The 15,156-nt window shown below is 75.3% G+C and carries 12 protein-coding genes and 1 pseudogene; 10 read left to right on the forward strand and 3 right to left on the reverse strand.

The window, feature by feature from the left end:
* Window positions 1-288: 288 nt before the first annotated feature.
* Window positions 289-3,480, reverse strand: a complete 3,192-nt coding sequence (locus ACFZBX_RS09635) for a M28 family peptidase (protein ID WP_391532625.1) — start codon at window positions 3,478-3,480, stop codon at window positions 289-291.
* Window positions 3,481-3,932: 452 nt separating this feature from the next.
* Between ACFZBX_RS09635 and ACFZBX_RS09640 the strand changes: the two genes are divergently transcribed.
* From ACFZBX_RS09640 to ACFZBX_RS09685, 10 genes and pseudogenes are all read left to right on the forward strand, one after another.
* Complete coding sequence (locus ACFZBX_RS09640; RefSeq protein ID WP_391532626.1) at window positions 3,933-5,351, forward strand: helix-turn-helix domain-containing protein; 1,419 nt, start codon at window positions 3,933-3,935, stop codon at window positions 5,349-5,351.
* A gap of 21 nt (window positions 5,352-5,372) precedes the next feature.
* A complete protein-coding gene (locus ACFZBX_RS09645; RefSeq protein ID WP_391532628.1) occupies window positions 5,373-5,762 on the forward strand; it encodes a hypothetical protein in 390 nt (129 codons plus the stop codon).
* Between the two features lie 232 nt (window positions 5,763-5,994).
* The gene (locus tag ACFZBX_RS09650) at window positions 5,995-6,300 is read left to right on the forward strand and encodes a hypothetical protein (protein WP_391532629.1); all 306 of its coding nucleotides are present in this window, start codon (window positions 5,995-5,997) and stop codon (window positions 6,298-6,300) included.
* A gap of 508 nt (window positions 6,301-6,808) precedes the next feature.
* Window positions 6,809-7,336: pseudogene (locus ACFZBX_RS09655) on the forward strand (Hsp70 family protein); the annotation flags it as partial.
* Window positions 7,337-7,430: 94 nt separating this feature from the next.
* Window positions 7,431-8,318, forward strand: a complete 888-nt coding sequence (locus ACFZBX_RS09660) for an Hsp70 family protein (RefSeq protein ID WP_391532630.1) — start codon at window positions 7,431-7,433, stop codon at window positions 8,316-8,318.
* Window positions 8,315-8,749, forward strand: a complete 435-nt coding sequence (locus tag ACFZBX_RS09665; RefSeq protein ID WP_391533087.1) for a hypothetical protein — start codon at window positions 8,315-8,317, stop codon at window positions 8,747-8,749. The genes ACFZBX_RS09660 and ACFZBX_RS09665 overlap by 4 nt, the downstream gene beginning before the upstream one ends.
* The gene (locus tag ACFZBX_RS09670; RefSeq protein WP_391532632.1) at window positions 8,746-10,725 is read left to right on the forward strand and encodes a dynamin family protein; all 1,980 of its coding nucleotides are present in this window, start codon (window positions 8,746-8,748) and stop codon (window positions 10,723-10,725) included. Before ACFZBX_RS09665 ends, ACFZBX_RS09670 begins: the two co-directional genes overlap by 4 nt.
* On the forward strand, window positions 10,722-12,527 hold the full coding sequence (locus ACFZBX_RS09675; protein ID WP_391532633.1) for a dynamin family protein: 1,806 nt from the start codon (window positions 10,722-10,724) through the stop codon (window positions 12,525-12,527). Before ACFZBX_RS09670 ends, ACFZBX_RS09675 begins: the two co-directional genes overlap by 4 nt.
* 68 nt (window positions 12,528-12,595) lie before the next feature.
* Window positions 12,596-13,018, forward strand: coding sequence for a hypothetical protein (locus ACFZBX_RS09680; protein ID WP_391532635.1), 423 nt, complete (start codon window positions 12,596-12,598; stop codon window positions 13,016-13,018).
* Window positions 13,019-13,067: 49 nt separating this feature from the next.
* A complete protein-coding gene (locus tag ACFZBX_RS09685; protein WP_391532636.1) occupies window positions 13,068-13,730 on the forward strand; it encodes an SGNH/GDSL hydrolase family protein in 663 nt (220 codons plus the stop codon).
* A 10-nt stretch (window positions 13,731-13,740) separates the two neighbouring features.
* Here the strand turns inward: ACFZBX_RS09685 and ACFZBX_RS09690 are convergent, their stop codons facing one another.
* Together ACFZBX_RS09690 and ACFZBX_RS09695 are read right to left on the reverse strand one after the other, a co-directional pair.
* Window positions 13,741-14,571, reverse strand: a complete 831-nt coding sequence (locus tag ACFZBX_RS09690) for an alpha/beta fold hydrolase (protein ID WP_391532638.1) — start codon at window positions 14,569-14,571, stop codon at window positions 13,741-13,743.
* A complete protein-coding gene (locus tag ACFZBX_RS09695; RefSeq protein ID WP_391532639.1) occupies window positions 14,568-15,152 on the reverse strand; it encodes a MarR family winged helix-turn-helix transcriptional regulator in 585 nt (194 codons plus the stop codon). Before ACFZBX_RS09695 ends, ACFZBX_RS09690 begins: the two co-directional genes overlap by 4 nt.
* Between the last annotated feature and the right edge of the window lie 4 nt (window positions 15,153-15,156).

Below are 15,156 nucleotides of genomic sequence, written 5' to 3' on the forward strand. Positions count from 1 at the left end.
CGGACGTCGCCCGCCGGGCCCATCGCGTCAGCACCGCCCGCTCCTCGCCGGACAACAACAACGGCTCCAAAGCAGGACCACGACGACGCACCGGCGCATCCGAAGAATCACTCATGCAAGATCTAACGACGGATCTCCGGCGCAGGACACTAGGGCGTGTCCGACAGTTCCCGCCGGGCGTGCGACGCGAATTGTCGGACACGCCCTGGACGCGGCGGTGCCGCGGTCCGTCCCCCTCGACGAACCGCGGCACCGCCCTTATCCCGTCCCGGAGACGATCCGGTCCGCTCAGATCGCCTGCCAGAGGGCCGGGACGATGTTGGGCTCCCAGCCCACCTGGGCCGTGTGGCCCTGGAGGCACCGGTAGCTGGCACCGTTGAAGGTGACGACGTCACCCGCCTGGTACGTGGTGCCGGGGGTCCAGCTGCCGCCACCGGGGCCCGGGTCGGAGCTGACCACCAGCGAGTAGCTGCTGGTGTGGCTGACCGAACCGGTGCCGGTCACGGTCAGGTTGTACGTCCCGTTCGGGACCGACGAGCCGACCGCGACGGAGAGCGTCGCGGAGCCGCCGGACTGGACCGAGGACGGGCTGACCGAGGCGGTCACCCCGGCCGGCGCGCCGGAGACGGAGAGGTTCACCGTCTGGGCGGAGCCGGAGGTGGTCTGGGTGCTCACCGTGGCGGTGGTGGACTGGCCCGGCTTGACGTTGCCGGTGGCCGGGTTGACCGCGACCGAGAAGTCGTTGGTCGGGATCGGGCCGCTGCCCACCGAGGTCTTCCACAGGGTGTAGGCGACACCGTCGGCGCTGCGGTCCAGCACCGTGGCGTTGATGTTGCTGGTGGTGTCGCAGGAGGAGTGGTAGCAGGAGTCGTAGGCGCGGCCCGCCGTGCCGCCCCACTTCGCCGCCTGGGACGAGGTCTTGGTGGCGCTGGCGCCCGCCGCGTAGCCCGAGGTCGGGATGCCGGCCGACTGGAACGAGGCGTCGTCCGAGCGGCCCTGGCCCTCGACGTTCTCCTCCGGCTGGAGGTTCAGCGAGTCCCAGTACGCCTTCATCGGCGCCGAGGTGGCGGAGTTGACGTTGTTGATGAAGTAGCCGCCGTTGGTCGAGCCGACCATGTCGAAGTTGTAGTAGCCCTTGATCGCGCTGCGGGCGGTGGAGCTCAGCTGGCTCACGTAGTGCTTGGAGCCCTGGAGGCCCTGCTCCTCGCCGGTCCACCAGGCGAAGCGCACGTGGCGGGTCAGGGTCGGGTTCGCCTGGGCGAGGGCGAGCGCGTTCTCCAGCAGCACGGCCGAGCCGGAGCCGTTGTCGTTGATGCCCGGGCCGGCGCTGACGCCGTCCAGGTGCGCGCCGAACATGGTGACCTGGTCGGCGGGGCCGCCCGGCCAGTCGGCGATCAGGTTGTTGGCCTGGTAGGTGCAGGTGGTGCAGGTCTGCTCGGAGACCTGGTAGCCGGCCGCCTGGAGCTTGGCCTTCACGTAGGCGAGCGACTGGCTGTACCCGGCCGTGCCGGTGCGCCGGTTGCCGCCGTTCTGCGAGGCGATGGTGTTGAACTGGCTCAGGTGCGCCTGGACGTTGGCGACGCTGATGTCAGGGGCGCTGCCGCCCGGGTTGCCACCGCCGACCGTCAGCGTGTACTGCGCGGTGTGGCTGACCTGGCCGCTCGCGGTGACGGTGATCACGTAGCTGCCGGGCGCGGTGTTCGCGCTGGTGAGGACGGTCATCGTGGAGGACGCGCCGGTCTGCACCGAGGACGGGCTGAAGCTGACGCTCGCGCCGCTCGGGGCGCCGGAGGCGCTCAGGTTGACCGACTGCGCGCCGCCCGAGGTGACGGCGGTGCTCACCGTCGAGGTGGCCGAGGCGCCGGGCTGGACCTGGCCGGCCGACGGGTTCAGCGAGAGCGAGAACTCGTTGGTCTGGCCGCCGGTGCAGGTCGGGTCGCCGGGCTGCGCGGGGACGCTGATGGCGTCCCAGGCGGCCTTGGTGCGGGTCCACAGGTTGCAGCTCGGGTCGAGGCTCTTGGCGGCGGTCAGGGTGGTGGTGCGGTACTTCTTGTGGGTCATGCCGCTGGTCTTGAGCAGCATGCCGCCGTAGAAGATCCGGCCCGCGTCCTTGATGCCGACGCCGGTGACGGTGGAGCTGTTGCAGGTCGGGCTGGTGGGCTTGCCGCCGCCCGGGTTGGAGCCCTCGGAGAGCAGGTAGAACCAGTGGTTCAGCGGGCCGGCGGCCGCGTGCACCTCGGTGCTCGGGATCGAGGCGGAGTAACAGTTGGGGTTGTTGCTGACGAGCGAGGGGTTGTACATGTTGCGGATCGGGCCTCGGCCGACCAGGTTGATCATCTCGCCGACCAGGTAGTCCGGGTCGTCGTACGGCGAGGACTGGTTGGCGTAGGCCTCGGTCAGCGCGCCGAAGATGTCGCCGGTGGCCTCGCCCAGGCCGTTCTCGTTGTTGGCGCCGCCGGGGGTGAACTGGTCGATGCCGTGGCCGAACTCGTGGCCGACGACGTCGATCGAGGAGATCCACTCATTGGCGTTGTTGTGGCCGATGGAGACGGAGGAGCCGTCCCAGTAGGCGTTGACGTCGTTGAGGCCGACCTTGACCGGCCAGCTGCCGCCGTTGCCGTTGTGCCCGTTGCGACCCAGCCAGTCGCGGAGCATGTCCCATTCCTTCTGCGCCGCGAAGAACACGTCGCCGCAGCCGGTCTCCTTGCTGGTGGCGCTGCCGTTGCCCCAGGTGTCGGAGGACTTGCTGAACACCTGGCCGGTGGCGTTGTCGGCGCAGCTCAGGCCGGGGCGGCTCGGGTCGCGCAGCGAGTAGGAGCTGCCGGAGCCGGTGGTGCTGATGGTCGGCGACGGACCGTTCCACTTGCTGTTGAGGGTGCCCGCCCGCACGTCGTCGTAGCTGTCGATCACCTCGCCGCTGCGGGCGTCGACGAAGACGTGCAGGGTGCTCGGGGCGGTCGCGGTGCGGCCGGTGAGCACGGTCTCCCAGGCGAGCCGGCCGGCGCCGTCCTGGACCCGGACGACCAGGCGGCGGGACTGCACGCCGTCCACCTGGGCCAGCTTGGTGCGGGCGGTCTTCTCCGCGGCGGCGGCGCTGATCAGCGCGGTGGTCGGCACGCCGACCGGGCCGGAGGTGGCGGACTGCAGCCCGCGCACCTGGCCCTGGCCGTCGGCGAGGACGACGGCGTCGCCGCCGACCACCGGCAGGCCCTTGTAGGTGCGCTCGTAGGCGACCGAGTAGAGGCCGCCCAGCCAGGGGGTGACCGACTGGCGCTCGTAGGCCTCGTCGGGGCCCTTGGCCAGGGCGTCCAGGCCGGCCGCGGCCGCGGCGTCGGCGGCGTTCACGGCGGCGGCCAGCGCGCTGGGGGGTGTCGGGGCGACCGGGCCGGGGTCGGCGGCGGCCTGGCCGACCGCGGTGGCGGTCAGCATGCCGGCCAGGACGGCCAGGGTGGTCCCCGCCGTCAGCAATCTGCGTTTCATTCCGAGGCTCCTCGAACGTGGGGGTGCTCGATCGCGGACGGCGTGCCGTCAGGGCGCTCACCGTTGGGGCCGTGGGGGACGGCCGTGCGGGTGTCCGCGCTCGGGTGCCGGAACCCTCACACGCCGTCATGGCCCGGTCAACGGCCAGGACGTGCCGACGGGGCGGTTGGCAAGTTCCGTCAAGTGCCGTCAGAACTCGTATTTGGACGGAGAATTGGCAGTTGACGGGGCGTCCGGGCAGGTCGCCGGGGGTGGTCGCGGCCGGGCCCGGCGCCGGCGGCGGACCGGGCCGGCCGGTTGAACAGGTTGAGACCAAAGAGAGGAGAGGTAGAGACCAGATACCAAAAGTGGTTGAGACCACCGCATGTACGCAGGTGGCCGTCGTCCAGTACCGTCCTCCTGAACGGACCTCCCCACCGGAAGGCCCGGACCGCACTCGGGAGGGCAGCCCCGTGCACCGGAACCGGGCGGCGCACAAGCCGGCCGAGGACGAGGCCTGGCGGGCCTTCGGGCTCCGCCTGCGCCAGTGGCGCCGCCGCGCCGGCCTCACCCAGGCCCAGCTCGGCGCCGAGATCGGCTACGACCACACCGCCGTCAGCAAGCTCGAACACGGCACCCGCCGCACCAGCCCCCGGATCGCCGACCGCCTCGACGACCTCCTGCTCGCGGGCGGCGAACTGCGCGCCGCCTGCCGCCTCGCCGAGGAGGGCGCCCTGCCCGCCGCGGCCGCGCCCCCGACCGCCCCGGCCCCCGCCGGCCCGCCGCCCGCGCCGGGCGACTGGACCCGCGCCCCGCTGCCCGGCCCGCCCGTCGCGGCCCTGGCACCCGCCCTGCCGCCCGGCCTCGCGACCCAGCTGCCGGTCCGCCTCCCCGACTACGGCCTGCTCTGCCCGCTCCACGACGCCGCGGGCTGCGACGTCCCCCCGCCCGCCGACCTCGCCGTCCTGCACGCCGCCTTCCGCGCCGCCGACCCGGCCGCCGCCCCGCCCCTGGACCCCGATACCGCGCACGCCCTGGCCGGCCTGCTCGCCGCCCACCTGCGGGCCGGCGACAGCCCCGGCGGCCCCGGCACCGAGGCCGTCGAGGACACCCTGCGCGTCGTCCTGCGCCGGCTGTCCGCCCACCCCGACGGCCCCGCCCGCCGCCCGCTCGCCCGGCTCGCCGGCGAGTACGCCCACGCCGCCGGCGCGCTGCGCATGCAGGACGGCCGCAACGCCACCGCGATGGCCTGCTTCTCCCGCGCCCTCGGCTGGGCCGAACTCGCCGAGGACGCCGCCACCCAGGTCGCCGCGCTCAGCGACATGAGCTTCCTCGCCCGCCTCGACGGCGACCCCGCCGCCGCCCTCGGCTACGCCCACGAGATCGCCCGGGTCGCCCCCGCCCGGCACTGGGCCGGCGCCATGGGCCAGATCGGCCTGGCCCGCGCCCACGCCATGACCGGCGACGTGCGCGCCACCGTCCGCCACATCGCCCGAGCCCGCCACCACCTCGACCACATCGGCGTGCACGACGAGTCCGACGCCGCCTGGCTCTCCATCGCCTCGATGCGGCTGCGGGTCGAGGCCGGCGCCGCCGCCGCGCTGCGCGACGCCGCCGCCGCCGTCGACGACCCCCGCCTCGCCCGGCGCGCCGTCGACGCCGCCGAGACCGCGCTCGCCCTGCTCGCCCCCGACCAACTGCCTTCGGCCCGCCTGCTGTTCACCGTCCGGGTGGCCGACTGCCACCTGCTCGCGCACGACCCGCGGGCCGCCGCCGAACTGCTCGGGTCGGTCCTGGCGGCGGGCGACGGCGAGGACGGCCTGCCCCCCCTGGTCCGGCGCGAACTGGCGGGGCTGCGCAGCCGCCTGATCGGACACGGCCTCGCCGGCTGAGCGGCCCCGGCACCGCCCCGGGTGTCCGCCGGGCGGCGGCGGACGCTCCACCTGGTCGAGGACCTGCTGGAGGTCTCCCGCCTGGACGCCGGGGCGGAGCAGCCGGTGCGCGTGCGGGTGCCGCTCGGCGGAGCCGTCCGGGAGGCCGTCGCGCGCACCGGGTACGAGGCCGGGTTCCCGGCGGCGGGCACGCAGACCGTGGGGACCGACCCGTGCCGGCTGGAGCGGACCGTCGGCAACGCGTCGTCAACGCCCACCGGCACGGCGCCGCCCCGGTGCGGGTCACCGTCGAGGGCCGCACCGTCGTCGTACGCGACCACGGGCCGGGCCTCCCGTCCGGCCTGCCGCGCCACGGCCCCCGCCGCTTCCGTACCGGCGCCGCCGAACGCGGCCGGCCACGGCCCGGCCTGACCATCGCCGCGGGCCGGGCCTGGCTGCCCGGCGCCGAACCGCGCTTCGCCGACGCCCCGGACGGCGGCGCCGTCGCCACCCTGCGCCCGCCGGGCCGAGGCGTCCCCGGCGCCGTCCGTTGCGAAACCGTCGCAGATCGGTGCGGGGACCGATACACGACCGCCGGGAGGACCGATACGTTGCCCGGACACCCTTCGAAGTGCACCGCTCGGCACCGCAGAAGGAGATCACCGTGAACACGACCGAGACCGCGGCCCCCGCCCGCCCTGGGGCCCGTCTTCGAACCCCCGCCCTCCGGGCGGACGACGGGGGTCCGAGGACGGGCCCCAGCCGCTCCGGGAGCGCCCTGGTCCGGGGGACGTTCGGCGTCGGCGCCCTCACCGTCCTCGCGTCCCTGCTGCTGATCGCCGGCGCCTTCGCCGCCGACGCGAGGACCGGCGAGGGCTGGCAGCCCGCCGGCGTCCTCGGCTCGATCGGCCTGCTGCTCGGCGGAGCGATCCTGGCCGTCGGCGTGCTGGCCCGGTCCGCCGCGGCGTGACGACCGCCGCGCCGGGGACCTGCCTCCGTCGGCCCGGCGCGGTTCGCTCACGGAACTGACGGTCCATCAATATCCTTCTGTGGACCGTCGATCACGACATCACATCGGTCTTCCTGGCCGGTGCCGAAGCGGCGGAACGGGCGGATCCGCCGCTGCTATCCTCGCCGCGGTCCCGGGCCGGAACCCTTACCGACGGCCGGGTCCGTTCGGGGGGTGGAGCGTGAGCGAGCCGGTGCTCGTCGTCGACTTCGGCACCTCCTCCTCGGCGGCGGCCGTCGTCCTGGACGGGCGTGAGCGCCCGCTGAAGGAACCGTCCAGCGGGCTGCTCTCCTGGCCGTCGGCGGTGTCCGTCGGCGCGGACGGGCGGCTGCTCGTCGGCTCGGCGGCCGAGCGCCGCAAGCGGGCCGAACCGGACTCCTACCGGGCCGAGTTCAAGCGTGACCTCGGCGAGCGCGCGCCCGTCGTCCTGGGCGGGCGCTCCTTCACCGCCGTCGCCCTGGTGGCGGCCGTGCTGGCCGAGTTCCGGGGGCAGGCGCGGGCCGTCGTCGGCCGGGACGTCGACCGGCTGGTGGTGACGGTGCCCGCCTCCTACGGGCCGGTGGACCCGCGGCGGGAGGCGATGCTGGAGGCCGGTGCGGTGGCGGGCTTCCGCAGTGTCGAGCTGCTGGCGGAGCCGGTGGCCGCCGCGCACGCCACCGTCGCCGGGGAGCCGTTCGCGCCCGGTGAGCCGGTGCTGGTCTACGACTTCGGCGGCGGCACCTTCGACACGGCCCTGGTGCGGATCGGCGCGGACGGCGCCTCGCACACCGTGCTCGGCCACGCGGCCCTGGACGACTGCGGCGGCCGGGACATCGACGCCCTGCTCACCGGCCGGATCCGCGAGCGCGGCCGCGACTGGCTGGAGCCCCTGCTCGGCGCGGGCGGCGCCGGAGCGCTGCGGGCGCAGCTGGAACTCGGCGACTTCGTGCGCCGGATCAAGCACCAGCTGACCGAGTCCCCGCTGGTCGAGGACTACCTCACCCCGCTCGGCCCGTCCAGCCGGGTCGCCCGCGACGAACTCGAAGCGCTGATCGGCCCGTTGCTCGACCGGACGGTGCCGCTGCTGCCGTCGGCTGCTCGCCGACTGCGGGGTGCGGGCGCGCGCCGTCGACTCCGTCCTGCTGGTCGGCGGCACCACCCGCGTCCCGGCCGTGCGGGCCCTGCTCGCGGACCGGCTGAACCGCCCGCTGCGGGTGGTCGAGGACCCGGACCTGGCCGTGGTGCACGGCGCCGCCGCCTGGGCCGCCCGCTCCGCCGACCGACGGCTGCTGGCGGTCGCCGCCGAACCGGACGCCGTGCCGCTCGCCTGGGACCTCGGCGCACCGGCCGAACTCACCGCCTGGAACGTCCCGCCCGGCGCCGGGTACGAGGCCGGCGCCGCCCTCGGCACCCTGCGCACCCCCGAGGGCGCCCTGCTGGAACTGGCCGCCGCCGCCCCCGGCCGGGTCGTCCGCCACCTCCGCACCCCCGGCGAGACGGTGGGCGCGGGGGAGTGGCTGCTCGCGGTGGAGCAGGAGGAGGCGCCGCCACAGGCGGCGGCACCGGCACCGCAACCGGGCCTGGCCTCGGTGCCCGCGCGGCTGTGGCTGCTGGGCGCCGCCGGGCCGCTGGCCATCGGCCTCGGCTTCCTCCAGATGGTGCTGTTCGGCCACTGCACCGGATACGAATGCGACGACACCTACGAGGACTGGCTCCCCGACCTGGGGAACCAGTTGGTCGTCGAACTGGCGCTCCTGCTGATCCTGCTCCTGGCGCGCTGGGCCACCAAGCGCAGCCCACTGGGACGGGTGATCGTGACGGTGCTCCTCGGAGGGGGCGCCGTCGTGGCCGTGATCGGGGTGCTGGCCGACGCCCACGACATTCCGCCGGGGATCATCTCGGTGTCGCTCCTGTGGCTCCTCGGACTCTGGCTGCTGGGGCTGTTCGTCCGCCGGACGGCGCGGCGGGACGGCGTGTGGAGAACCCGGAGCCGACGATGAAGGACGACAGGATGTTCGACCCCGACGGCGGAGACCCGCTGCACCTGCCCGACCAGCACGACGCCGTCGAGGGCTTCGCCGAATTCGTGGGCGAGGTCGCCGAGTTCGTCGGCAACCTGGTCGAGGACCTCGCCGAGGCGATCGACCTGATCGACGAACAGGCCGACGAGGCCGCCCCCGCCGAGGACGACCCGGACGCCGCCGACCCGGCGGGGTCCGACGAGCCGATGGAGACCGAGGCCGCGCCGGTCGACCCCGCCGCGGCCGTCGACCCCGCCGACTTCATCCACGACATCCTCACCGCCGACGCCGACCGACTCGCCGCCATGGAGGAGCAGTTGCGCGGCATCGCCGAGCAGGGCGACTTCGGCCCCCACCTGCCGCCCGACGTTCCGCCGCACCTGCCGCCCGACCTCCGAGGACCCGCATGACCCCCGGCACCCCGCCCTCCGGGCCCCGCACCCTCGACGCGCTGCGCGCCGACACGCTCGCGCTCTACGCCACGCTGCTCCCGGCCGCCGGCGGCGCCCGCCACGCGCTCACCGCCGAACGGCTGGCGGCAGCCGAACGGCGGCTGCGCGAGGGGACGTTGACCGTGGTGGTGTGCGGGGAGTTCAAGCGAGGCAAGTCCAGCCTGCTGAACGCCCTGCTGGAGGAGCCCGACCTCTTCCCCCGGGACACCTACTTCGCCACCAGCCTGGTCACCACCGCCGCCTTCGGCCCCGTCGAGCGGGTGGTGGTCACCCTCGACCCGCCGGAGGACCGGCCCGGCGGCGAGCCGGAGCAGGTGGAGATCCCGCGCGGGCGGATCGCCGAGTTCGCCACCGAGTCCGGCAACCCGGGCAACGTCAAACGGGTGCGGCTGATCTCCGTCCACCTGCCGAACCCGCGGCTCGCCTCCGGCCTGGTCCTGGTGGACACCCCGGGTGTCGGCGCGGTCTACCAGGCGCACACCGCCGTCACGGCGGGCTTCCTGCCACAGGCCGACGCGCTGGTGTTCGTCGCCGACGCCACCCAGCCGCTGACCGAGAGCGAACTGCGCTTCCTCTCCCGCGCGGCCGCCGCCTCCCGGGCGCTCGACGGCACCGACGGGCTGGTCTTCGCCCTCACCAAGATCGACACCGTCGGCGACTACACCGCGCTCCACGCCAACACCCTCGCCAAGCTCGCCACCGCCACCGGCCTCGCGCCGCAGGACGTCCCGCTGGTGCCGGTCTCCGCCCGCGCCAAGCTCGACCACCTCGCGGACGGCGACCCGGAGGACCTGGAGATCACCAACTTCGAGGAGTTCGAGCGGGTGCTCTGGTCGGCGCTCGCCCGCCGCCGGGCCTCGCTGCTGGTCGGCGGCGCGCTGGCCGAACTGGAGGCGTCGGCGCGGACGATGCTCGAACCGGTGGAGGCCGAGTTGCAGGCCCTGCTCGACGACACCCGCACCAGGCTGGCCGAACTCCAGGCCGACACCGAGGAACGCGAACGCCGGATCGCCGAACTGGCCTCCTCCCAGGCCCGCTGGCGCCGCGAACTCGTCGACGCCGTGGCCGATCTGGGCCGCACCCTGGGCGTGCGGGCGCAGCAGGAGCTGGACCAGGTCTGGCACCGGTTCCGCACCGAGTACCTGTACGACGACGCGATGCTCGCCGAACCCGACCGGTTGGTGGGCCAGTTGGCCGCCGACGCGGCGCTGGTCACCGGAACCGTCGGCGAGCTGGCCGGACTGCGGGCGGCGGACCTCCAGGCCGAGTTCGCCCGCCGCAACGGCCTGGAGCTGGACGCCCGCCCGACCGGGCGGCTGCCCGAGCCGCCCGTCCCGCCGCTGAACGTGACCGGCCGGCTGGGGGAGGGGGAGCGGCAGGCCGGCGGCGGGGGCCGGCTGCGCGCGGTGTCCGCCGGCTCCGGCATGGGGACGACGGCGGGCGGTCTGGCGGCGGGCGCGATCGGCGCGATCATCGGGACGCTGGTGCTGCCGGGCGCGGGGACGGCGGTCGGCGCCCAGATCGGCACCTCGATCGGCTCGGTGGTCGGCGCGCTGTTCGGCGGGGTCACCGGCTACCGGGGCGCCGTCCGGGACCAGCAGATCGCCGACCGGCTCGCCCGCCGGACCAGCCTGCGCACCGAACTGGAGGCGATGCGGGCCGGGCAGTACGCCCATCTCGCCAACGCGGTGCGGGACTTGACCCGGACGTTGGCGGAGGCGGTGCGGGCCGAGCTGGAGAGCCGGATCGCCCGCGAGCAGGCCGCCGCCCGGGACACCCTGGCCCGCCTCGAATCCACCCGCAGCGCCACCCGGGAGCAGGCCACCCGGCGGGCCGCCGAACTCGGGCTGGAGCGCCGCCCGTTGACGGAGGTCCGGGCGGGGGTGGAGCAGCTCGGCGCCCGGCTGGCGGCCCTGCTGGCGGAGCCGCGGTGAGCCCGGGAGGCGGCCGCTGGTGGCGGTTCGGGCGGGGCGGCGGCGAGCAGCCGCCCGCGCCGCCGCACGTCCCGGGGCCGCCGCCGGTGCCCGGGCCCGCCGCCGCACCCTCGTCGGACCCCTCGCCGCATCCCGGGCCCCATCCCGAGCCCGAGCCGGGTGTGCGCGAGGCCACCGAACGCGCCGTCGCCGAGGCCGCCGCCCTGCTCGGCCCCCGCCACCGCGCCCCGGCGGCCCTCCTGCCCGCCCTCGACGCGCTCGACGGCTACCGCGAGCTGGCCCTGCGCCCGATGCGGGTCGCCCTGGTCGGCCGGGTCAGCGCGGGAAAGTCCACCCTGGTCAACGCCCTGCTCGGCGCCCACCGGGTGGAGACCGGGGCCGAGGAGCTGACCTTCAACGTCAGCCGCCTCACCCACGGCCCCGAGCGCACCGTCACCGTCCACTACAAGGACGGCCGCCCCGCCGAGCGGCACCACCCCGACGACCTGCGCGCACTCACCGTCCGGGCCCGCGACGACGACGAGGCCGGACGCGCCCGCCTGCGGGCGGTCGACCACCTGGTGGTCACCGACCCCAGCCCGTACCTGCGCTCCTTCGATCTGGTCGACACCCCCGGGCTGGACTCGGTGCTCGGCGCCGACTCCGCCAACACCCTGCGCTTCCTGGGCCGTTCACCGGACGAGGTGCGCGCCGACTCGATCGGCCACGCGGGCAGCGCCGACGCCCTGGTCCTGGTCTTCGCCCGCGGCCTCGCCCGGGGTGAGGAGGAACTGCTCGCCGACTTCACCGGCGCCGGCCTCGGCCCGGGCGCCCCCGGTGGACCCGGTGGAACGGGTGCCCCCAGTGGACCCGGTGGACCCGGTGGGCCGGGTGCCCCCGGTGGCGCACTCACCACCGTCGGCGCCCTCACCAAGGTCGAGCTGTACTGGCCCGAGCACCCCGACCCGCTGGCCGAGGGCCGCCGGGTCGCCGACCGGGTGATGAGCGCCGCCGGTGGCGTCCGGCTGATGTACGACCTGCGCCCGCTCTGCAGCCTGGTCGGCGCCGCCGCCGCCCTGCTCACCGAGGCGGACCACGCCGATCTCGCCGAACTGGCCACCGTCGAACCCGCCCTGCTCGCCCGCCGCGCCGCCCGCGGCCCGTACTTCACCACCCGCCCCTACCCCGACCTCCCCGTGCCGGCCGACCGCCGCGCCCGCCTCTTCGGCCTGCTCGCCGGCTACGGCCTCACCCTCGCCTGCGGACTGATCCGCGACGGCGTCGACGACCTGCCCACCCTGCGCGCCGAACTCGACCGGCGCAGCGGCCTCGCCGACTTCCGCAGCCTGCTCGCCGACCACTTCGGCGCCCGGGCCGACCTGATCAAGCTGCGCCGCATCGTCGACCGTGCCCGCACCCTGCCCGACACCCTCCCGGCCGACCTGCTGCCCGCCGACCCGCCGTCCGCCGCCCGGCTCCGCGCCGCCGTCGACCGCGCGGTGGGCCGCTTCGTCGACCTGGAGGTGCAACAGCACGCCTTCCGCGAGCTGACCGTGCTGCGCGACTGCTACGACGGCCGCCTGACCGGTCTCGTCGGCCCCGACCTGCTGGAACTGCGCCGCTCCATCGGCGAGTTCGGCACCACCACGGCCGCCCGCCTCGGCCTCCCCGAACACACCCCCCGCCTCGACCAGCGCCGCACCGCCCTGGCCCGCCTCGCCCACTGGTCCACCCTCACCACCGATCCCACCTTCGCCGGTCCCACCCGCCGCGCCTGCCAGGTCCTGCGCCGCACCTACGAACGCCTCGCCGCCACCCTCTGACCACCCGCACCGCGCGCAGCGCCACGGCGACCCGCGACTGTCAGTCGCTCCGGGCAGAATGCGGCCCCGTGAGCCTCCACTTCGAAGTCGTCTTCACCTGCTTCCTCCGGGACGACACGCCTGACACGGTCCTGGAAGCCCTGCGCTGGCACCTCGGCATGATTCCCGAGCGCCCGAGCGGGCTCGACCCGGACGAGCACGCCTACCCGCTGCTCGCACCGGACCCGGACAGCCGGCTGCCCGGCGGGGACTGCGCCTCCCTCCGGCGTCGGTCCCGGGGCTCCACGGCCGGCCGCGAGCCCCACCCATGGGGACTGTTCAGCCGCACCTACTGGCTCGACGACGACCTGGGCGGGCTGGTCACGGTCCTCGACCTGCTCGCCCCTCATGTCGAAGAGCCCGGCTACGGCGGATACTTCCGCGAGGAGTGCGACGCCGCGCCGATCGTCTTCACCTTCCAGAACGGCACCCACGGGCTGCTGAAGCCCTGACCGGATCCACCCCCCCGCCTCCTCCGAACCCGAGCCCACGGGAGTGCACATGACGATCACGATCCGCTCCGGAAGCACCGTGATGTTCACCGGCGACTCGATCACCGACGGCCTGCGGCGGGTCGTCGGACACGGCCTCGGGGTCGGGTATGTGCTGCGTGTCGCGGAGGAGTGGGGGCGCCGGCACCCGGACCGGCCGGTGGCCTGGCTGAACACCGGCAACGCCGGTGACAAGGTGATGGACCTCGAAGCCCGCTGGCGGCGGGACGTGCTCGACGCGCGCCCGGACGTGGTGTCGATCCTGGTCGGGGCCAATGACATGGGCTGGCACACCCTCGACCCCGAGGGGTACGTGATCCCGGCCCGGGACTTCGAGGCGGGCTACGACCGCCTCCTCGAACCCCTCGCCGAGGCGGGCACGGAACTGATCCTCATCGAGCCGTTCCTGCTGCCCGTCAGCGGCGTCATCGAGGCCGGCTCTGCGCTCGTCGGACCGGAGCAGCGCGAGGAGTGGCGCGCCGACCTGGACCCGAAGATCGAGGCCGTGCGCAGGCTCGCCCGCCGCTACGGCGCCCATCTGCTCGCCGCCGACGGCATGTTCGCCGAACTCGCGGCGACGGACGGACCCGAGCACTGGTCCCTGGACGGCGTCCACCCGACGTCGGCCGGGCACGACGCGCTCGCGGCGGCCTGGCTGCGCCTGGTGGCGTAGCCGGAGGACGTCAGAGGGAGGCGAGGAACGCGTCCAGCTCGCGCTCGAACAGGTCCGGGCGCTCCAGCGGGACCATGTGCGCGGCGCCCGGCAGCACCACCTCCCGCGCGCGCGGGGCGGCGTCGGCGAGGGCACGGGCGTTGGCCAGGATGTCGGCGCCGTCCAGCTCACCGGTCAGCACCAGGGTCGGCGCTTCCGGCTCGCCGAGCCGGTCGGCCGCGCCCGCCTCCAGGGGCCGCCCGGCGCCGAAGCCGGCGGCGTGGCGCAGCACGTTGGCGGTCACCGACGCGCGCAGCCGCTCCCGCAGCGCGCCGTCCACCTCGGCGGGGGAGCGGTGCGGGCCGTCCGCCCACATCCGCAGGAAGTGCTCCACGAACCGGCCGACCCCCTCCTCGCCGCCGGCGCCCAGCGCGGCGATCTGCTGCTCCGTGTGGTGGGTCACGAAGGGGTCGGTGAACGGCCGTCCGCTGACGCCCGGCGCGGTGAGGACCAGGCCCGCCACACGGTCGGGGTGGGTGAGCGCGGTGTCCAGCGCGATGCGCGAGCCGAGCGAGAGGCCGACGAGCACGGCTCGCGGCACGTCGAGGTGTGCGAGCAGGGCCCGCAGGTCGTCGTGGTGGGCGTAGTCGCCGCTGACGCTGGAGGAGTGGCCGTGGCCGCGGGCGTCGTAGCGGACGACGTGCCGGCCGAGGGCGGCGAGCCGGGCGAACTGCTCGTCCCAGCTGTGCCGGTCCAGCAGGCCGCCGTGCAGCAGGACGACGGTGGGCCCGGCGCCCTCCGCGACTTCGTAGAACAGCTCGCCGCCGGTGACGGGGGCGGTGCCGGTGCGCGCTTCGGTCATGTTCCGTCCGTTCCTCGATCGTCGTCGCGGTCATGCCGGTCGTCCCGGTCATGCCGGTTGTGCCGGTCGTCCCCGTTGCCGAGGCCGCCTCGCTCGCGCTCGTCGGCCGCCCGCTCCAGCTCGTGGAACACCTCGCCGAGCCGGTCGAGCACCCGCAGCGCGGTGGCGACGTCGGCCGGGTCCAGGTCCCCGAGGTGGCGCCGCAGCGCCTCCTGCTCGGCGCCCTGCACCCGGGCGAGCACGGCCTCCCCGTGCGCGGTGAGCCGAACCAGCGAGGAGCGCCGGTGCTCCGGGTTGGCGACGGTCTCGGCGAGCCCGAGCGCTTTGGCGTCGTTCACCAGCCGCTGCACGGGCTGGCGGTCCAGGTCCAGCGCCCGCGCCAGTTGCGGCACGGTCCGCGGCCCGCCGCGCCGCAGCGCGTCCAGGGCCGCGTGCTGACCGGCGGTCATACCGGTCCCGGCCAGCCCGCGCTCGACCGCCCGCACGATCACCCGGTGCACCGGCCACAGCCGACGGATCACGTCGTGCAGCAGCCCGGCCACCGCGGGCCCGTCCGCCCCGTCACCTCGACTGACACTCATGGTG

It is taken from the genome of Kitasatospora sp. NPDC008115 (assembly GCF_042957205.1).
Lineage (GTDB): Bacteria > Actinomycetota > Actinomycetes > Streptomycetales > Streptomycetaceae > Kitasatospora.